The 19,679-nt window shown below is 73.4% G+C and carries 15 protein-coding genes; 8 read left to right on the top strand and 7 right to left on the bottom strand.

Features of this window, described 5'->3' with window-relative positions:
* The first annotated feature begins 168 nt into the window (after positions 1 to 168).
* Complete coding sequence (locus ACGFT2_RS02670) at positions 169 to 1,545, top strand: cryptochrome/photolyase family protein (protein WP_393272735.1); 1,377 nt, start codon at positions 169 to 171, stop codon at positions 1,543 to 1,545.
* Positions 1,546 to 1,579: 34 nt separating this feature from the next.
* On the opposite strand, the gene ACGFT2_RS02665 is transcribed toward ACGFT2_RS02670, so the two are convergent.
* Entirely contained in the window at positions 1,580 to 2,647 is a 1,068-nt protein-coding gene (locus ACGFT2_RS02665; protein ID WP_393272733.1) for a MerR family transcriptional regulator, read from the bottom strand.
* A gap of 94 nt (positions 2,648 to 2,741) precedes the next feature.
* On the opposite strand from ACGFT2_RS02665, the gene ACGFT2_RS02660 reads away from it, so the two are divergent.
* On the top strand, positions 2,742 to 3,395 hold the full coding sequence (locus tag ACGFT2_RS02660) for a sigma-70 family RNA polymerase sigma factor (protein WP_393272731.1): 654 nt from the start codon (positions 2,742 to 2,744) through the stop codon (positions 3,393 to 3,395).
* Positions 3,396 to 3,507: 112 nt separating this feature from the next.
* Positions 3,508 to 3,945, top strand: a complete 438-nt coding sequence (locus ACGFT2_RS02655; protein WP_393272730.1) for an SPW repeat protein — start codon at positions 3,508 to 3,510, stop codon at positions 3,943 to 3,945.
* 99 nt (positions 3,946 to 4,044) lie between these two features.
* On the opposite strand, the gene ACGFT2_RS02650 is transcribed toward ACGFT2_RS02655, so the two are convergent.
* Together ACGFT2_RS02650 and ACGFT2_RS02645 are read right to left on the bottom strand one after the other, a co-directional pair.
* Complete coding sequence (locus ACGFT2_RS02650) at positions 4,045 to 4,836, bottom strand: ArsR/SmtB family transcription factor (protein ID WP_393272728.1); 792 nt, start codon at positions 4,834 to 4,836, stop codon at positions 4,045 to 4,047.
* 145 nt (positions 4,837 to 4,981) lie between these two features.
* Entirely contained in the window at positions 4,982 to 6,433 is a 1,452-nt protein-coding gene (locus ACGFT2_RS02645) for an APC family permease (RefSeq protein ID WP_393272726.1), read from the bottom strand.
* Between the two features lie 118 nt (positions 6,434 to 6,551).
* On the opposite strand from ACGFT2_RS02645, the gene ACGFT2_RS02640 reads away from it, so the two are divergent.
* Both ACGFT2_RS02640 and ACGFT2_RS02635 read left to right on the top strand, forming a co-directional pair.
* Positions 6,552 to 7,736, top strand: coding sequence for an ROK family transcriptional regulator (locus ACGFT2_RS02640; RefSeq protein ID WP_393272724.1), 1,185 nt, complete (start codon positions 6,552 to 6,554; stop codon positions 7,734 to 7,736).
* Between the two features lie 107 nt (positions 7,737 to 7,843).
* Complete coding sequence (locus ACGFT2_RS02635; RefSeq protein WP_393272723.1) at positions 7,844 to 10,564, top strand: sugar-binding domain-containing protein; 2,721 nt, start codon at positions 7,844 to 7,846, stop codon at positions 10,562 to 10,564.
* Between the two features lie 129 nt (positions 10,565 to 10,693).
* On the opposite strand, the gene ACGFT2_RS02630 is transcribed toward ACGFT2_RS02635, so the two are convergent.
* Both ACGFT2_RS02630 and ACGFT2_RS02625 read right to left on the bottom strand, forming a co-directional pair.
* A complete protein-coding gene (locus tag ACGFT2_RS02630) occupies positions 10,694 to 11,548 on the bottom strand; it encodes a GNAT family N-acetyltransferase (protein ID WP_393272721.1) in 855 nt (284 codons plus the stop codon).
* A 632-nt stretch (positions 11,549 to 12,180) separates the two neighbouring features.
* Positions 12,181 to 12,837: a chaplin family protein gene (locus ACGFT2_RS02625; protein ID WP_393272720.1), complete on the bottom strand. Its 657-nt coding sequence runs from the start codon at positions 12,835 to 12,837 to the stop codon at positions 12,181 to 12,183.
* Between the two features lie 347 nt (positions 12,838 to 13,184).
* On the opposite strand from ACGFT2_RS02625, the gene ACGFT2_RS02620 reads away from it, so the two are divergent.
* Together ACGFT2_RS02620 and ACGFT2_RS02615 are read left to right on the top strand one after the other, a co-directional pair.
* Complete coding sequence (locus ACGFT2_RS02620) at positions 13,185 to 14,789, top strand: alpha/beta hydrolase (RefSeq protein ID WP_393272719.1); 1,605 nt, start codon at positions 13,185 to 13,187, stop codon at positions 14,787 to 14,789.
* Positions 14,790 to 14,971: 182 nt separating this feature from the next.
* The gene (locus ACGFT2_RS02615; RefSeq protein ID WP_393272717.1) at positions 14,972 to 15,496 is read left to right on the top strand and encodes a DUF4232 domain-containing protein; all 525 of its coding nucleotides are present in this window, start codon (positions 14,972 to 14,974) and stop codon (positions 15,494 to 15,496) included.
* Here the strand turns inward: ACGFT2_RS02615 and asnB are convergent.
* A complete protein-coding gene (gene asnB / locus ACGFT2_RS02610) occupies positions 15,489 to 17,330 on the bottom strand; it encodes an asparagine synthase (glutamine-hydrolyzing) (RefSeq protein WP_393272716.1) in 1,842 nt (613 codons plus the stop codon). The genes ACGFT2_RS02615 and asnB overlap by 8 nt on opposite strands.
* A gap of 306 nt (positions 17,331 to 17,636) precedes the next feature.
* On the bottom strand, positions 17,637 to 18,416 hold the full coding sequence (locus ACGFT2_RS02605; protein ID WP_393272715.1) for an alpha/beta fold hydrolase: 780 nt from the start codon (positions 18,414 to 18,416) through the stop codon (positions 17,637 to 17,639).
* Positions 18,417 to 18,570: 154 nt separating this feature from the next.
* Between ACGFT2_RS02605 and ACGFT2_RS02600 the strand changes: the two genes are divergently transcribed.
* Entirely contained in the window at positions 18,571 to 19,665 is a 1,095-nt protein-coding gene (locus ACGFT2_RS02600) for a chemotaxis protein (RefSeq protein ID WP_393272714.1), read from the top strand.
* The last annotated feature ends 14 nt before the right edge of the window (positions 19,666 to 19,679 follow it).

Raw genomic sequence — 19,679 nt, 5'->3', positions numbered from 1 at the left:
CGCTGCGCATCCGCCCGCTCGGCCGGACCGACACCGCCAGACCTGGTACCGCGGCCCGGCCCACACCGCTCGCACCCCCACCCCGCACCTCTCGAACGGCCCCATCAGGCACCCGCCGGACACCCGTCCGGCGCGGGCCGGGGCAGCGTCCCACTCCGGAGTCACGCCATGCCCACCTCCGTCGTCCTGTTCACCGCCGATCTGCGGGTGCACGACCATCCGCCGTTGCTCGCCGCCCTGGACGGAGGCCGCGAGGTCGTCCCGCTCTTCGTGCGCGACAGCGGCCTCGCCGAACCGTTCGGCACCGCGCCCAACCGGCTCGCCTTCCTCACGGACTGCCTGCGGGACCTGGACGCCTCGCTGCGCAGGCGCGGGGGGCGGCTCGTGCTGCGTTCCGGCGACCCCGTGCGGGAGGTGTGCGCCGTCGCCGCCGAGGCCGATGCCGACGAGGTGCACCTGGCGGCCGATGTGAGCGCGTACGCGCAGCGGCGCGAACGGCGGCTGCGCCGGGCGCTGGAGGCGGAGGGCCGGCGGCTGTTCGTGCACGACACGGTGACGACGGCGGTCGCTCCGGGCGAGGTGACGCCGGCCTCCTCGGACCACTTCGCGGTCTTCACGCCGTACTTCCGTCACTGGGCGAGGCATCCGTTGCGTGATCCACTCGGCGCGCCCCGCGCGGTGCGCGTCCCGGCCGGGATCGGCTCCGAGGAGCTGCCCGCCCGCTCCGCGCTGTCCGGTGTGTCGCCGGCGCTGGCCGACGGCGGCGAGACGGCCGGACGCGAACGGCTCACGGCCTGGCTGCGCTCCGGCATCGCCGCGTACGAGGACCGGCACGACGATCTGGCGGGCGATGCGACCTCCCGCCTGTCGCCGTGGCTGCACTTCGGTGCGCTGTCCCCCGTCGAGCTGGTCCATCGGGCCCGCGAGGCGGGCGGGCCGGGCGCCGACGCCTTCGTACGGCAGCTCGCCTGGCGCGACTTCCACCGCCAGGTGCTGGCGGCCCGGCCCGCGGCGGCCACGGCCGACTACCGTACGAAGCACGACCGCTGGCGGTCCGAGACCACGGCCGCCGCGGACATCGAGGCGTGGCGCGCGGGCCGTACCGGCTACCCGGTCGTCGACGCGGCGCTGCGTCAGCTGCGGCACGAGGGCTGGATGCACAACCGCGGCCGCCTGCTGACGGCGAGTTTCCTCGCCAAGACGCTCTACGTCGACTGGCGGATCGGGGCCCGCCATTTCCTGGAACTGCTGGTGGACGGCGACGTGGCCAACAACCAGATGAACTGGCAGTGGGTGGCGGGGACGGGCACGGACACCCGGCCCCAGCGCGTCCTCAATCCCGTCGCCCAGGCCCGCAGGTACGACCCCGACGGCGCGTACGTGCGGCGGTGGGTGCCGGAGCTGGCGGGGGTGGCGGGCGCCGCGGTGCACGAGCCATGGAAGCTGCGCGCCGAGGCCCGTGCGGCGGCCGGCGGCTACCCGGAGCCGATCGTCGACCTGGCCGAAGGCCTCGCCCGCTTCCGCCGGGCCCGGGGGCGCGAGTGACCGGTGGCGGCCGCACGGGGTCGCGCGGCCGCCGTCAGCCGCCCTGCACCGCCTTGCCGTAACCGGCGGCCAGCACGCCGAGGGCCTCGGCCAGGGAGGTGGGGCGCACCGTACCGGTGAAGGCGCGGCCCGCCCAGCCGGGGCCGCCGAGCATCACCAGTGGATGCGTCCGGGCCCCCTTCAGCCCCCAGCGGATGTCCCCGACCTGCCGGGCCAGAGCCGGGCTCGCCGTGGCGCGGGCCTGCGCCCAGAGCACCACCACGGCGGGGCCCAGCCGCCGTACCGCCGCCACGAGCGCGTCCGCGGGCACTGCGGCGGCGAACATCCGTGCCGGGATGCGCAGTTCGGTCAGTGCCGCGTTGAGGGCCTCCAGCGGGAGGGTGTGCTGTTCGCCGGGTACGCAGGCCAGGAGCACGGGCCCCGGGGCGGGCGGGCCGCCCGCAGTGGCGGCGGGTGGCGTGTGCCGGCGCAGGGCCGTCGAGACGTGCCAGGACAGCAGGTGCTCCACCTCCACGTACCGGTCCCCGGACGAGGCCCACTTGCGCCCGACGGCGTGCAGCGTCGGCACCATCACCTCCTGCCAGGCGGTGACGACGCCGTACTCGGCCAGGGCGGCGGCGAGTTGGTCCTCGACCGCGGGAGCGTCCAGGCGCACCGCGGCGCGGGCGAGGCCCCGGCACTCCGTACGGACGGCCCTGCCGAGCGGCAGCCCACCACCGGCTTGTGAAGGTGGACCGGCGGCCGGGTCAAGCCCGCGTACCGCCGGCTCCGCGAGCGGGCCCATGCCGGGCCGGGCCATGTCCCGGGCACCTTCCGGGGCGGCCTGGGCCGTGTCCCAGCCACCCTCCCGTGCGGCCCGGGCCGCTTCCGCCGGCGGCACGCCTGCCGTGGTCAGCCGGCACATCGTCTCCAGCGCCGCCACGTCCTGCGGCGCCCAGCGCCGGTGGCGTCCGTCGGCGCGGGCGGGGCCGATGCCGTAACGGCGATCCCAGGACCTCAGCGTGGTGGGTGACACGCCGAGTCTCCGGGCCAGGGCGCCGGTGGTCAGGGCCGGTCCCGACGGGCGCTCGCGGGTGGTGGCGGGGACCTGCTGCTCGTTCATGTCTCGACGATACGACGCACGAACGATGCGTGTTGTCCGCGTGGTAGGTGCACTTCGACGATGACCGGACCGTCTCAGGTGAGGAGCCCTGGTCATGGCCACGTACGCGGCGGCCGCAGCCGAAGGTCCGTCCCGGAGCCGGGCGGCGTGGACCGGCGCGCCGGGCCCGGACGCGGAGCGGTTCGGCGACGAGGAGCTGGCCCGGCGCCTGCCGGCGGGCGACGACGCCGTCCTGGCCGCCGTCTACCACCGCTGGTCCGGCCTCGTGTACCTGCTGGCGCGGCGCTCGCTCGATGACGTCGGGGAGGCCGAGGACGTCACCCAGCAGGTGTTCCTCGGTGTCTGGAAGGGACGGCACGGCTACCGGCCGGAACGGGGCCCGCTGGCCGGCTGGATCGTCGGCATCACCCGCCGGAAGATCGTCGACGCGCTGTCCGCCCGCACCCGGCGCCGGGAGCTGGCGACGGCCGCGGGCACGACGCTCGCGCTCGGCGGCGCCTCCGGCGCGGACCCGGAACCGGTGCTCGACCGCCTGCTCGTGCACCGGGCGCTGGCGGAGCTTCCCGACACCCAGCGCAGGGTCCTGTACCTGGCCTTCTACGAGGACCTCACGCAGACCCAGATCGCCGCGCGCACGGGCTGGCCGCTGGGCACGGTGAAGAGCCACACCCGTCGCGGCCTGCATCAACTCCGGCGCAGCCTGCGCCAGCCGGAGCGGTCGCTCGTCCCTGACACGCCCCCTGCATGACAAGCCCGCCGACCTCTACACATAAAGGGTCAATAAGTGCAAAATGGGTAGGCGGTGCTTACCGCACACCGCACCAGAAGCGGTCCGGCCTGCAAGTCAAAGGAGACGAGTCATGGCCAACGTCTCGCACAGGGGTGACATGTCGACCCACCCCGATGTCCCCGAGATGCGGGATCGCTACGCCCGCATGCTCGGTGGTCGTGATGTGGCGCTCGTGGACGGGCCGGTCTTTCTGCTCGGCCTGTACTGCGCCGCATCTCCGTGGATCGTGCACTACACCGCTAGCCAGCCGTCGCTCATGACGCACAACCTCATCATGGGCATAGCGATCGGCCTGCTGGCGCTTGGATTCACCAGAGCCCCCGAGCGGATGTACGGCCTCAGTTGGGCCATGTGCGCCCTCGGCATCTGGCTGATCATCGCTCCGTGGGTCGTGGGCCGCGGCCCGGACGCGGGCGTGATCGTCAACAACATCGTCATCGGCGCGCTGGCGCTCGTCCTCGGACTGGTCTGCGCCGGAACGGCCATGAAGAGCACCCCCAGGCCATAGGGGGTGCACCCCCGGACCTCAAGGAGAAGACCGAGGAAAGGAAGGAAGGAAACCGCGGGAGGCCGGTCCGCCCGGGCGGACCGGCCTCCCCGTGGCCGTTCAGCAGCCCGGCACCAGCCAGGGCTCCTGCGGCAGCGTGCGGCCGGTCTCCAGCAGCGACTTGAGGTTGGACAGCACGGCGGGCCAGCCCGACGCGACGTCGGAGCGCTCGCGCTCGTCGCTCAGGCCCTCGTGCGTCACGGTCAGCCGCACGATGTCCTCGTGGGGCCGGATCTCGAAGGTGACCCGGGAGTGCCGGTCCTCCTGCCCCGCCGGCCCGGGCGCGGCCCAGGTCGTGACCAGTCGGGTCGGCGGCTCGCTCACCACGACACGGCCGGCCACGTCGGCGATGCCGGAGCCGTCGGTACGGACGTGCTCCCAGCGCGAGCCAGGCTGCCAGTCGGAGACGTTGCGGTGACCCCAGTAGGCGGCGGTCAGATCGGCGTCGGTGAGCGCCTCCCAGACCTTCTCGGGCGTGCTGGCGATGTAGATGACGTACACGTAACCCGGCTTGTCGGTCATGGCTTCCTCGGCTTGTCGCTTCACGGCACCGAGCGCACTCAGGCGCGGGCGCTCGAACTTGTCGATCCACCGCTCCTGGATCTCATGGAGCGGCACGGGGTTGAGGTAGTGCAGCTTCTCCCGCCCCCGCCGCACCGTGCTCACCAGGCGGGCGGCCTCCAGGACGGCCAGGTGCTGGGTGACCGACTGGCGCGTCATGGCGATGCGTTCGCACAGTTCGCCCAGCGTCTGGCCGTTGTCCTCGTGGAGCCGGTCGAGCAGGCGCCGGCGCGTGTCGTCGGCCAGCGCCTTGAAGACTCTGTCCGTCTCGGTGTCGTCCGCTGATTGCACACTCAAAGTTATGCAGGCAAATACCTGCATGTCAAAAGACGCCGTGCCACCCGCGCCGCGGGGACGCCTTCGCGCGCCACGAAGTGGCCGCCGCGCGTCCCGGGGAAGCCGCTCAGCACCCGCGCCGGACCGCGGGGCCCCTCGGTCAGCCCACCGGCTGCGCGTCCGGATCCCGGCCCTCCGCGTACTCCTCGCTGATCTCCTTCGGCCCGAACGGCCACACCTTCTCCAGCCGGGCCCAGACCAGGAAGGCCACGCAGCCGAGCGCGAGCCACGCGAGGGACCACTCGACCGGATGACGGCCGGGGGAGTTCCTGTCGGCGTACCCGTAGATCACGCACCAGCCGGCGAAGGCGACCACGCTCGGCAGGGGGTAGAGCCACATCCGGTACGGGCGGGGCAGCGTCGGCCGGCGCCTGCGCAGCACGGTGAGCGCCACGATCTGGGCGAGGGCCTGGACGATGACCATGACCGTGGTGAGCAGCTGGATCAGCGTGGCCAGGTCGGTGTGGCGGCCGATCAGGAAGCCCACGGCGGTGATCACGCCCATCGTCGCCAGGCCCAGCGTCGGGAATCGGTGCCTGGGGTGCAGCTTCTCGTACGGACGGAAGAAGACCCGGTCGCGGGCGGCGTCGTAGGGCACCCGGGAGCCGCCCAGCAGGCCGGCGAAGACCGAGGCGAAGGCGGTGATCAGGATCAGGACGGTCACCGTGTCGGCCGCTCCCCTGCCCCAGGTCTCCTCCAGCACCGCGGAGGCCACCGAGGTGGAGGCGATGTCCTGCGGGTCGGTCATCCGGTGCCAGTCGACGACGCCGAGCGTGCCGATCTGAAGCAGCAGGTAGATCGCCATGATGCCGAGGATCGAGAAGAGGATCGAGCGCGGCAGGGTGCGGCCCGGGTCCTTGATCTCGGCGCCCATGTAGGCGGTGGTGTTGTAGCCGAGGTAGTCGTAGATGCCGATGGTCAGGCCGGCGGCGAAGCCCAGCCAGAAGTGGTCGCTCGTCAGGTCGAACGCGTGCGCCGGATAGGTGAAGGCCAGGTGCGGGCTGAAGTCCGAGGCGGCGGCCACGATCACCAGCAGCACCGAGGCGATCATCACGGTCCACATCACGGCCGTGATCCGTGCGATGTGCTCGATGCCGCGCCACAGCAGGATCACGACCAGGGCGATGACGCCGAGACCGATCAGATCGCCGGACGTCCGGCCCAGGTCCGGGGCGAGGTAGCCCAGGTACTGGACGAAGCCCACCACGCCCGTGGACATGATCAGCGGGATGAACAGCATCGCCGTCCACACGAAGAGGAACGGCGCGAGGCGTCCGGTGCGGTACTGGAAGGCCTGGCGCAGATAGACGTAGCTGCCGCCGGAGCCGGGCATCGAGGCGCCCAGTTCGGCCCAGACCAGACCGTCGCACAGGGCGAGCACCGCGCCCGCCACGAAGCCGATGACCGCCTGCGGGCCGCCGAACGCGGCCACCATCAGCGGGATGGTCACGAAGGGACCGATCCCGCACATCTGGCTCATGTTGATGGCCGTCGCCTGGAACAGGCCGACACGGCGGACGAAGCCACCCTGGGGTGGCGGGCTACCGGACATGGGGGACTCCTGACGCGACGGGCCCTGCGCGGCACCCGGCGGGGCCGACTGGCCGATAAAGTTAAGGAGCCTTACTAGAGGCGTCAAGTACGCGTCAGGAATGCACGAGAATGGTGCGATGCCCGCCGGTGACGTCATGGAGCAGCAGGAACAGCCCTGGAGCCGCCCACGCCTGCGCAGCGCCAACGAGCGGCTGCTGCTGGACCGGCTGCGCGGTCTCGGCGCCGCTTCGCGCGCGCAACTGGCCCGGGAGACCGGCCTGTCGAAACCGACGGTGTCCAGCGCGCTGGCCTCCCTGGAGGCGGCCGGCCTGGTCCACGAGGTCGGCACGCACGCCCCGGAGCGCGGGCGCACCGCCGTGCTGTACGCCCCGGATCCGGCGGCCGGGTACGCCCTCGGCGTCGACATCGGGCGGAGCTGGCTGCGCGTCGCGGTGGTCGACCTGGACGGCACGGTCGTCTCGCGCGCCGACGTACGCAACCGGGCCCGCGCCTCCGCCGCGCTGGCCGACCTGGTCGTGGGCACGGCCCGCGAGGTGATCGCCGATTCGGGCGTGGACCCGGCCGAGGTGGTGCACGGGGTCGTCGGCACGCCGGGCGTGTACGACGAGCGGCGGCGCCGGGTGCGGTACGCGATGCACCTGCCGGGCTGGGGGCGCGCGGGGCTCGTCGACCGGATGCACGAGGAACTGGGCGTGCCGCTGGAGGTGCACAACGACGCCAACCTCGCGGCGCTCGGCGAGTACATGTACGGCGTCGGCGCGGGCAGCCGGCTCTTCGCGTACATCCTCATAGGCACCGGCCTGGGCATGGGGGTCGTCAGCGAGGGACGGCTGTTCACCGGGGCGCACGGACTGGCCGGGGAGATCGGTTTCCTGCCCTGGCCCGGCCGGCGGAAGCCGGAACGGCTGGAGGACGCGGTGTCCGGGGTGGCCGTGGTGGAGGCCGCCCGGCGGTTCGGGATGAGTGGACAGCTGACGGCCAAGGCCGTGTTCGACGCGGCCCGCCGGGGCGATCCGGCCGCCCTGCACGCGGTGGAACTGGAGGGCGAGCGGATCGCGCACACCGTCGCGGCCGCCGCCGCCGTGCTGGACCCGGACCTGGTCGTGCTCGGCGGCGGGCTCGGCCACAGCGTGGACCTGCTGCTGCGCCCGGTCCGGGAGGGGCTGCGCGCCCTCACCCCGCTGCGCCCGCGGATCGCACCGAGCCGACTCGGCGAGGACGCGGTCCTGCTGGGTGCGGTGGCCACGGCCCTGGACACCGCCCGGGAGCTGGTGTTCGAGCGCCGGGCGGCCGGAACCTGACCGGTGCGGCGCCGGTCCCGGCCGTGGTCGTTGACACGGATCCGTGGCGGCCCCTAGCTTGAACCGGATTAGTAAAGTTTCCTAACTTTACGAGGCTGGAGACCCCCGTGTTCCCTCGCCCCGCACACACCCGCCGGTACACCGCCACCGCCCTGGCCCTCGGGCTGCTCGGCACGCTGGTCTCCGGCGCCTGGGCCGGGGACCGGCGGCCGGCCGCGCCGCGCGGGCACGCCGAGGTCACCCGCGTCCCCGGCGCCGCCGGATCGAGCACCCCGCTCGCCGGGTTCGCCGTCCGGTCCACCGCCGAGGTGGACGACTCCCCCGCGGCCGTCTCCTCACCCGGCTACCGGACGACCGGCTGGTACCCGGCCGGCCCGCGTTCGACGGTCCTGGCGGCGCTCCTCGCCGACGGGGTGTACGCCGACCCGTTCCACTCCACGAACCTGCAGAAGGTGCCCCGGGCCGACTTCCAGGTCCCGTGGTGGTACCGCTCGGACTTCACCGTGGAGGACACCGGCCGGCGCACCGCCCTCGACTTCAGCGGCGTGGTCTCGGCGGCCGACGTCTACGTCAACGGCCGTCAGGTGGCACCGGCCTCGGAGGTCACCGGCGCCTACACCCACCACGAACTGGACATCACCCCCCTGGTCCGGTCCGGCGAGAACACGGTCGCGTTCCGCGTCCGGCCCAACGACCCGGACAAGGACCTGACCATGGGCTGGCTCGACTGGCTCCAGCCGCCGCCCGACCGGAACATGGGCATCGTCCGCGACGTCCTGGTCCGCAGGGGCGGCCCGGTCGCGCTGCGGGACGCCCACGTGGTCACCGAACTGGCCGTGCCCTCGCTCGCCACCGCCGACCTGACGGTGAAGGCCCGGGCCCGCAACGACTCCGGCACGGCCGTCACGGCGGAGGTGTCCGGCACCGTCGCCGGGGCCCGCTTCACGCGCACGGTGCCGCTCGCCGCGCACGAGTCGAAGACCGTCACCTTCTCTCCCGCCGACGTGCCCGGACTGCGGCTCGCCGGGCCCAGGGTGTGGTGGCCGGCCGGCATGGGCGACCAGCCGCTGTACGACCTCGACCTCACCGCGACCGTCGCCGGATCCACGTCGGACACCGCGCACGAGAGCTTCGGCATCCGCGAGGTCCAGGCGCCACTGGACTCCGACGGCGCCCGGCGGTACCGGATCAACGGCCGCAAGCTGCTGATCAAGGGGGGCGGCTGGTCCCCGGACGAGTTCCTGCGCTGGGACCGCGCGTACACCGAGGACCGGCTGAAGTACGCCGTCGACCTGGGCCTGAACACCCTGCGCCTGGAGGGTCATCTGGAGCCCGACGAGTTCTTCGACCTGGCCGACCGCTACGGCGTGCTCACCCTGCCGGGCTGGGAGTGCTGCGACAAGTGGGAGGGCGAGGTCAACCCCGACGGGTCCGGGGAGAAGTGGAGCGAGAGCGACCATACGGTCGCGAAGGCGTCCATGGCCGCCGAGGCCGCCCGGCTGCGTGGCCATCCGAGCGTGCTCTCCTTCCTGATCGGCAGCGACGCCGCCCCCGACGCGACCATCGAGAAGGGCTATCTGGACGCCCTCGAGGCGGCCGACTGGCCGGCCCCCGTGGTGCCGGCCGCGTCCGAGAACTCCTCGCCGCGGCTGGGCGCTTCGGGCATGAAGATGACGGGCCCCTACGACTGGGTGCCGCCCGGCTACTGGTACGCCAAACGCGAGGGCGGGGCCACCGGCTTCAACTCCGAGACCAGCGCGGGCCCGAGCATCCCCACGCTCGACACCCTGCGCCGGATGATGACGCCCGCCGAACTCGACACCCTGTGGAAGAACCCGGACACCAGGCAGTACCACCGCTCGCCGTCCACCGTCTTCGGCACGCTCAAGATCTACGACAACGCCCTCACCGGCCGCTACGGCGCACCGGCGAGCCTCACCGACTACGTGCGCAAGGCCCAGCTGGCCCAGTACGAGAACGTGCGCGCCCAGTTCGAGGCGTACGGGCGCAACGCGACGGACGCTGACCGCCCCGCCACCGGGGTGATCCACTGGATGTTCAACAGCGGCTGGACGTCCCTGCACTGGCAGCTGACGGACCGCTACCTCGACCAGAACGGCGCCTACTACGGCGCCAAGAAGGCGAACGAGCCGCTGCACATCCAGTACTCCTACGACGACCGCTCCGTCGTGGTGCTGAACAACCGGACCGCCCCGGCGAAGGGCCTCACCGCCCGGGCCACGCTGTTCGACCCCGACGGTACCGAGCGGTACGACAGGACCGTCACCGGTGTGGCGGTGGGCGGGGACGGGGCCCACGCGGCACCGCTCACCCTGCCGTCCTCGGTGAGCGGGCTGTCGCGGACGTACCTGCTGCGCCTGGTGCTCACGGGCCCGGACGGCAAGGAGGTGAGCCGCAACGTGTACTGGCTCTCCACCCGGCCCGACACCCTCGACTGGAGCGGCACCACCTGGTACTACACACCGACCACCGGCTACGCCGACCTCGGTGGGCTCGCCTCGATGGCACAGGTGCCGACGACGGCGACGGCGTCCACCACGTCGTCCGGCGGCACTTCGACGACGACGGTGACCGTGCGCAACACGGGCAGCGGCACGACGCCGTCGCTGCTGACGGACGTCCACCTGGTCGGCGCGCGGGGCGAGCCGGTGCTGCCGGTGCGCTGGTCGGACAACGCGGTGACGCTGTGGCCGGGCGAGTCGGTGACCTTGACCGCCACCTACCGGACGGCGGACCTGCGCGGCTCGGCACCGGACGTGCGGGTCTCCGGGTGGAACACGCCGCAGCGGACGGTGCCCGCGGCCTGACCCTGACGGTGGCGAGGGCCGCCGGGCGGTCGACGCCGGTGGGCGTAGGGGGCGGTGCCGCTCAGCGGGTGGAAGCCGGGGCGCTCCAGGATCGGGCGGCTCATGGGTGCGCCGTGTGGGTCCGCGGATTCAGCCGAGTTCGAGCGTGGCGACGCCGAACACGCGCTCCTGGGCGTGGGCGCGCACCGGACCGGTGTACATGCGCGCGGTCTCGAAGGAGGGACGGAGTCCGGCCTCCTCTGCGAGCGCGACGCCGGCCGCGTTCGGCTGGGGCACGTCGAGCGCGACCTCCCGGCCGGCGGCATCGGCGGCCAGGGCGTCGAACAGCGCCCGGGCGTCCTCGGCGGTGTCCGCGAAGAGGGGCCCGATGCGCAGGCTGTCGTGGCCGGGGCGGATCACGCCGTAGCCGGCGAGCCGTTCGCCGTCGTGCCGGACGAAGGCGCGGTGGCCGGGGCCGGTGAGCCACTCGGCGAGGAAGCGCGGGCGGTCGGCCGGGCAGCAGGCGCGGTCGTAGGCGGCGATCGCGGCCAGGTCGGCGGGACCTGCGGGCCGCACGCCGCCGGGCGCCTCCCGCTCGGGCGCGATGCCGGTGAACCGGGCGGTGCGGTGGGCGATCTCGAAGCCGGACAGGCGGTAGTTGTCCTGCTGGGCGACGACGCCGTCGAGGCCGACGGTGCGGTCGCCGGCGTGGGCGAGGGCGGTCTTCCAGGTGGTGAGGCCGTGGCCGTGACCGCGCAGGTCGGGGCGGACGAGGTAGCAGCCGAGGAAGGCGTAGTCGGGGCCCTGGTTGACGACGGAGACGGCCGACACCGGTTCCCCGTCGATCCGGCCGAGGAAGAACCCCTCGGGGTCCTGGGCGAAGAACGCGGGCCCGTCGGACAGTCCGGGGTTCCAGCCCTCCGCCGCCGCCCACCCGCTGATCACCGGCCAGTCGGCGAGGGTGGCCTGCGTGACGACGAGGTCCTGGGGGGCCGCAGAGGTCATCGGTGCGCTCCGTGTGCGTCGGGGATCGGTCTGCCGCGCAGCATCCTCGCGGATCGGCGGAGGTCCGCGCCATACGAAGATCAGACTTTGCGCCCCGGGCGGGTACGGCCGTTCATCTGCACCGGGACGCGACCTGGTTGACCGTCTCCTGGACCGAGGGGGCGGACGGCGCGGCGCACACTTCGCCGGGCGGGTCGGCGCCGAGCGGAACCGGTAGCGGGGCGGCGCCGAGCGGAGCCGGTACCGGACCGGCCCCAGCGGGAACGCGGCGAGCGAGGCCGGCCACCCCTCGGAGCCGTGAGCGGGGCGGCGCCGGGCGGAGCCGTGAGCGGCGCGGCGCCGAGGCGACCGAGGCCGCCTGGCGTGAGGGCGGGCGTACCGGACCGGCCCCAGCGGGGGCGCGGGCGAGCGAAGCCGGCCACCCCTCGGAGCCGTGAGCGGCGCGGCGCCGAGACGACCGAGGCCGCCTGGCGTGAGGGCGGGCGTACCGGACCGGCCCCAGCGGGGACGCGGCGAGCGAAGCCGGCCACCCCTCGGAGCCGTGAGCGGCGCGGCGCCGAGTGGAGCCGGTAGCGGGGCGGCGCCCGGGCCCCACCGGGCCGGCGTCCGGTGGGGGCTCGAAGGGGTGCCGGTCAGCGGGTGCGGCCCGGCCCGAAGCGGCGGTACAGAACCGTGCCCGTGAGGAGGAGCGCGGCGCTGCCGGCGACGGCCGGGGCCGTCAGGTCGGTTCCGGTGTGGGCCAGCGAGGCCACCGCGGGCCCGGTGGCGGGGCGGTGCGTGGCCGGGTGGGACCGGACGGGAGCCGGCGGTTTCGGGGCCGGGGTGCGCGGGGTCTGCGGCTGCTCCCCCGGGCCGTTCACCGACCGGTTGCCGTGGGCCGGGTTGCCCAGGCCGACCACGTTGACGCTGTTGCCGCTGATGTTCACCGGCAGGTGGACGGGCAGCTGCACGCCGTTGCCGGAGAGCAGGCCCGGCGAGTCCGCCGCCCCGCCCTCGGCCTTCGCCCCGCCGGACGAGGCCGCCCCGGAGCCCTTGCCGGCGCCGCCGGCCTTCGCGCCGCCCGTGTTCGCGCAGGTGTTGCCCGCGGCCGGGTTGAGCAGCCCCACGACGTTCACGGTGTTGCCGCAGACGTTCACCGGCACGTGCACCGGGAGCTGGATGCCGTTGCCGGAGATCAGCCCGGGCGAGCTTGCCGCGGAACCGTCGGCCGCGGCACCGTCGGCCGCGAAGGCTGCGGACACCGGCAGCGCCACTGCCATCGCGCCGGACGCGGCGGCGACGGCGATCACACCGTTTCGGGTAGCCCGTCTCATAGGTTTCCTGCCTTCCAGACATCGTCACGGGCAACTCGCCCGCACCCTTGGGAAACGCCGCTCGGGCAATCCGAGTTATGGCTTATCGGTCTTTCACCCCATCGAGTGGCAGGCTTATCGAACCTCACGTAAAGCGGCTGAATGTTCACCGAGGGTCACAGGCGGCTCGGGGCCGGACGGCGCCGGGGCTCGCCGGGAGGCGCCCCTTCCGGGGCCCGCTCACATCGCGCCGCACTCGTGAGGAGGCGGGCTTTCCGGGGCCCGCTTATGGTGATCCGAGGGCGCCGTCCCCGGTCCGCGGCGGGCGCCCCGGGAGGCGATCGATGCTGACCATGCTGTCCCCACGGCCCGCCGTGCGGCGCTGCGCGGGGGCCGGAGCCCTCGCCCTGGCGCTGCTCGGCGCCGGGCTGCCCGCGGCCGCGGCCGACCGGGCGCAGCCCGACCTGACGCGCTTCTACCGGCAGAAGGTGGCCTGGGCCGCCTGTGACGGCCCGGACATGCCGAAGGACCTGCAGTGCGGCAAGGTCACCGTGCCGCTCGACTACGCCCGTCCGCGCGCCGGCACCCTGGAACTGGCGCTGGCCCGCTACCGCGCCACGGGCCACTCCCGCGGCTCGGTGCTGCTGAACTTCGGCGGCCCGGGCGGTGCCGGCATCAGCGGACTCGCCGAGCAGGGCAAGCAGTTCATGGACCTGACCAACGGCTACGACGTGGTCACCTTCGATCCGCGCGGGGTCGGCCGGTCCTCCCCCGTCAGCTGCGGTGAGGGCGGTGACGACGCCTCGGCCGTGACGAACGAGAACGCCGACCTGGCTCATCCACAGGCGGTGCTGAAGCAGTTGCGGGTGGCCGCCGACCAGTGCGCCCGGGTCTCCGGCCCGGTGCTGCCCCACATCGGGACCGTGAACGCCTCCCGCGACCTGGACGTCATCCGCCAGGCGCTCGGCGACGAGAAGCTCAACTACCTCGGGTTCTCCTACGGAACGCGGCTCGGGGCGGTGTACGCGGCGCAGTTCCCGGACAAGGTGGGCCGGCTCGCGCTCGACGGGGTGGACACCCTGACCGAGCCGCTGTCCGAGCAGGGCATCGCGGGCGCCGAGGGGCAGCAGACCGCGCTGGACGACTTCCTGGACTGGTGTACGACGGACATCGCGTGCCCGTTCGGCAAGGACCGGCGCGCTGCCGGGGAGCAGGTCGTGCGGGTCGTGCGCTCCCTCGACGAGAACCCGGTGCCGACGGACTTCGGCAGCTCGTTCTCGGGCCAGGACCTGGTGGGCGCCCTCGGGCAGGGCCTGTACAGCCGGGAGCTGTGGCCCTCGCTGGAGCGCGCACTGGCCTCGCTGATCGAGGACGGCGACGCCCGGGGCGTGCTGAACTTCTCCGCCGGTGGCGTCGGCCTGCCGCGTGGGAACCACCACCGGGGCGGCGGGCTCGTGAGCGCCGACGAGGTGCCGGCGGACAACCTGCCGTCCGCGCTGATGGCGATCAACTGCGCGGACGACCCGGACCGGCCGGCCGCGGCCCGGATCACCAGTGACCTGAAGGAGTTGCGGGCCGCGTACGACAAGGCCTCGCCCGTCTTCGGCCGCTATCGGCTCACCCAGCTGCTGATGTGCTACGGCCGTCCGCGGGGCACGGACTTCATCCGGGACCGGGTCAAGGACGTCCCGTCGGCGAAGCTGCTGCTCGTGGGCACCCGCGGCGACCCGGCGACGCCGTACCGGTGGGCCGTGGAGACGGCCGCACGGCTCGGCCCGTCGGCCGTGGTCCTCGACAACAAGGGTGACGGCCACACCGGCTACTCCTCCTCCACGTGCGTGCACCGCAAGGTCGACGACTTCCTGTTGTACGGCTCCCTGCCCGCGAACGGCAGTTCCTGTCCGGCGGACGGGCACGTGGTGGGCGGCAGCACGAGTTCCCCGGGTTGAGCAGGCGGACCCGACGACCGGAGGAGCGAACACCGGAACCAGGACAGGAAAGGACAGGAACGGCGCAAGCGCGTGACAGCCGCGAACGCCACGGCAACCTTCCGCGCGCCCCGGCCGTCACACCGGGCAGGCGCGCTCCGGCCGCCGTGTCCCGTACGTGCCCGCGACAGGGGAGACCACCCATGCGTATCCGCGCCACCATCGCCGTACCGGCCGTCTCGGCCGCCGCCGCGGCCCTGCTGCTGACCGCGCCGCAGAGCCAGGCCGCCACGGGCCCGGCCCGGCCCGCGCGCTGCGCCGAGAAGGCGCTGACCGTCCGGGCGAAGGCCGCGGCGGCCGATCCGACCGTGGTGCGCATGAGCGTCACCAACGCGGGCGGGCGCGCCTGTGTCGTCGACCGGGTGCCCACCGTGACCTTCGGGGACCTGGACGGGGCCGCACTGCCGGTGCCGGAGGGCGGCACCGGCGGCCACCGGCTCTCGGCGGGCGGCACCGCCTACGCCGACGTCCGGACCATCGGCGACCCGGCGGACCCCGAGGCCCGCCGGGTGGGTTCGCTCACCGTGGCCGCGTCGGCGGCGCACTGGGGCCGCTCCTTCACCGCCGCGCGGCTCGGGACCGGCAGGGAGGTGCTGGTGTGGGAGCCGGTGACGACGTGGTGGCAGCCCACGGCGGCGGCCGCCGACCGGGCCATCGGGCTCAGCTGAGGGTCAGCTCGGGCGCGTAGAGGTCCAGCCACCGGGCGAGGTCCAGGGTGCGTTCCAGGCCGCGCCGGGCCACCTGGGTGCTGACCGGTGCGTCCCGTTCGGCGGCCGCCCGGACCCGGTCCCGGTCGACCAGGTCGAAGACGCGGTGGGAGGGCCGGGCGAGCAGGTCCTTGGCCTGGTCCTGCAGGGCGCGGGCGTACCGCGGGTCCTGGGTGGACGGGTAGGGGCTCTTGACCCGCTCGTACACCGAGCGGGGCAGGACGTCCGCGGCCGCCTCCCGCAGCAGGCTCTTCTCCCGGCCGTCGAAGGACTTCAGCGCCCAGGGGGCGTTGTAGACGTACTCGACCAGCCGGTGGTCGCAGAACGGCACGCGCACCTCCAGGCCGACGGCCATGCTCATGCGGTCCTTGCGGTCGAGCAGGGCGCGGACGAACCGGGTCAGGTGCAGGTGGCTGATCTGCCGCATGCGGTACTCGAAGTCGCTCTCGCCGTCCAGCCGGTCGATGCCGCGGACCGCGGTGCGGTAGCCGTCGGCGACGTACCTCTCCAGGTCCAGGGACTTGGTGACGTCGGCGCGCAGGACCTCGGTGTCGTCGCCGAAGTGGCGGCCGAAGCGCACCAGCCAGGGGAAGGTGTCGGCGCGGCGCGCCTCCTCGTCGAAGAACTGCAGGTATCCGCCGAAGACCTCATCGGCGGACTCGCCGGACAGGGCCACCGTGGACTTCGCCCGGATGGCGCGGAAGAGCAGCAGCAGCGAGGCGTCCATGTCGCCGAAACCGGCCGGCAGGTCGCGGGCACGGATCACCTGCTCGCGTACCGCGGGGTCGGCGAGCGCCTGCGCGTCGAGGACGATGTCCTGGTGGTCGGTGTCCGCCAGCCGGGCCACGTCGTGCACGAACGGGGTGTCCGGGGTGCCGCGCAGTTCGTCGGCGACGAAGTTGTCGGTCTGTCCGGCGAAGTCGACGGCGAAGCTGCGCACCTTCTCCCCGTGTTCGCCCAGCTGCCGGGCGGCCAGCGCCGTCATGGCCGAGGAGTCCAGGCCGCCGGAGAGCAGGGTGCAGCGCGGGACGTCGGCGACGAGCTGGCGGCGCACGATGTCGTCGAGGAGCGAGCGCACGGTGGCGATGGTGGTGTCCCGGTCGTCGGTGTGCGCGCGGGTCTCCAGCCGCCAGTAGGCGCGGGTGGCGAGGCCGGAGCGGTCGACGGTGACGACGGTGCCCGGTTCGACCTCCCGCATACCGTCCCAGATCGCGTGTCCGGGCGTCTTGACCATGACGAACAGCTCGCGCAGGCCGTCCAGCGAGACACGGGCGCGGGCCAGCGGGTTGGCGAGGATCGCCTTGGGCTCGGAGCCGAACAGGACGCCGTCGGGGGTCGGGTAGTAGTAGAACGGCTTGATGCCCATGCGGTCGCGGATCATCACCAGCTTGTCGTGGCGGCCGTCCCACACCGCGAACGCGTACATGCCGTTGAGGCGCCGGGCGACCGCGTCACCCCATTCGAGGTAGCCGTGCAGGACGACCTCGGTGTCGGAGTCGGTGGTGAACCGGTGGCCGCGGCCTTCGAGTTCCCGGCGCAGCTCGGTGAAGTTGTACGCCTCCCCGGAGTAGACCAGGGCGACGGCTCCCTCGGGGGTGGTGAGGGACATCGGCTGGCGGCCGCCGGGGAGGTCGATGATGGCGAGCCGGCGGTGTCCGAGGGCGGCGGGGCCCTCGGCCCAGACGCCGCGGTCGTCCGGGCCCCGGCAGGCCATCGTCTCGGTCATCGCATGCAATGTGGTGGCCTCGGTGGTCAGGTCACGGTCGAAGGAGACCCATCCCGTGATGCCGCACATGCGCTACCTCCTGCCTCTGCTCGCCGCGGACCCGTCGCTCACCGGCGCTTTCGGCGCCGGGTGGGCCCGGAGGGCAAACCAGTTGTATCGAGCACCTATATGACGAGCCTCCGTCAGAGCGTGCCTGCGGTCAACGCGGCCGTGACGGGAACGGCAGGTACGCCCCTACGATTTCGGCCGGGTTTTGCTCGCGCGAAACCGCCACGGCCCATGCCGCCTGGCCGGCTCCGACGGGAACCGGCCAGAGGCAAAAACTTCCCCAAAGGCCGGATGCTCACGGATCCCCGGTCACGAACCGGTCCGTGCTCACGGATTGCCGGTCACGAACCTGTCGAGCAGGGCGGTCAGCTCGGCCGGTTTCTCCAGGGGCAGTTCGTGGCCGGCGTCCAGGATGCGCACGACCGCGTCCGGGTAGGCCTTGGCCATCCGCAGCATCTGCCGCACCGGCAGCTGGACGTCGTGGTAGCCGTGCACCATCAGGGTCGGGGTTCGGATCTCACCGGCCCGGTCGAGGACGTCGAAGGCGCGCATGGCGCCGTAGAGCGTCATGACGACCTCGCGCGGGGTGCCGGCGGAGGCGCGGACGTGCGCCCGGATCTCCTCGCGCGGGTATCCGGGCGCGAAGGCCCGCTGGATGTTGGCGGCGACGAACAGTTTGAACGGCACCAGTGTGGAGGCCGCCATCAGCAGGCCCCGGCCCCGGCTGTAGGTCATCCGGCCGATGGAGCCCACCAGCACCATCCGCTCGATTCGGTCGGGGCGGGCGAGGGCGATGGTCTGGGCGATCATCCCGCCCATGGAGTGACCGATCATCGTGCACCGCTCGATCCCGAGGTGGTCGAGCAGGGCCAGGACGTCCTCGGCGAGCGCCGCGATCGTGGGCACCCCGGCACCGGTGCTCTCCCCGTGGCCGCGCAGGTCGAGCCGGACCACCCGGCGGCTGCCGGAGAAGTGCGCAAGCTGGTGGTCCCAGCGGTGCCGGTCGGCGGTCCAGCCGTGCACGAACACCAGGGGCACCGGTGCCGCGTCCCGGGGGCCCTCGTCGTCGTACGTCAGGGCCGCTCCGGCGACTTCGAGCTGCGGCATGGGGCCTCCGGGGGGCGCGGTACGGTCAGGTTACTGACGGGTACGGTATCGGCGGCGCGCCGTCGCGTCACCGGCATCCGCCTGCGGAACCCGCCACACCTACGGGGCGTGTCCCCCGAATGCCGTACACCCGGATCCGCCCTATCGTGCTGTCATGGAGCACGCACTGAGTCCCGCTACCCTCGCCGAACTGCGGCGCCCGCGTCCCTATCCGGCGGTGTCCGTGCTGACCCCGACACACCGCCGCGAACCCGGCAGCGGGCAGGATCCGGTCCGGCTGCGCAACGTACTGGCCGAGGCCCGCAAACGCCTGGAGTCCGATCCCGCCGTCACCCGCGACCGGCGCGCCGACGTCGTGGCGCAACTCGACCGCGCACTCGCGGAGGTGGACCTGGCGCACGCGGAGGACGGGCTGGTCATCTTCGCCGCGCCGGGCGAGCATCAGGTCTGGTCGCTGGGCCGCACGGTCCCGGAACGGGTCGTGCTCTCCGACACCTTCCTCACCCGCAACCTGGTCGCCGCCCAGACCGCCGCACGGCCCTTCTGGGTCCTGTCGGTCTCGGCCGACCGCGTCACCCTGTGGAGCGGCGGTCCCGACCGCGTCGCCGAGGTCCACGCCGGGGGCTTCCCCCTCATCCGCAGCCAGGAGAACTTCGACGCCGAGCGCCAGATGCGGGTCGGTGAGGTGCCGAGCACCTTCAGCGACGAGAGCACACGGCAGTTCCTGCGGGAGGCGTGCTCCGCGATGAACACGGTGCTGCGCGAACAGCCCCGCACGCTGTACATCACCGGTGACCAGGCGGCGCTCTCGCTGCTGGACGAGGTCGGCAGCATCGCCAGGGCCGGTGTGCAGGTGCGCCGGGGCGGGCTCGCGCACGCCGGTCCCGACGCCGTGTGGCAGGCCATGCGGCCGGTCCTGGAGGCGGAGACGGCCAGGGACACCACGTCCGTGGTCCGGGAACTCACCTCCGCGCGCGGCCACCGGACCTTCGCGGCCGGCCTGGACGAGCTGTGGCAGAGCGCCCGCGAGGGCCGGGTCCGGCTGCTCGCCGTGGAGGAGAACTATCGGGTCACCGTCCGCGACCTCGGGGAACATCTGGTGCCGGCCGAACCCGGCGAGCCGGAGTCCCGCGACGACATCGTGGACGAGATCGTCGAGCAGTGCCTGGAGACCGGCGCCGAGGTGCGCTTCGTCCCCGACGGCGCCCTGGGCGACGCGGCCGGGATCGCGGGCGTGCTGCGGTACTGAGCCCCCCGGGCCCT

The organism is Streptomyces sp. NPDC048514 (genome assembly GCF_043199955.1).
Classification (GTDB): Bacteria; Actinomycetota; Actinomycetes; order Streptomycetales; family Streptomycetaceae; genus Streptomyces.
The sequence above is the reverse complement of the archived record's forward strand: the minus strand, read 5'-3'. Positions and strand labels throughout refer to the sequence as shown.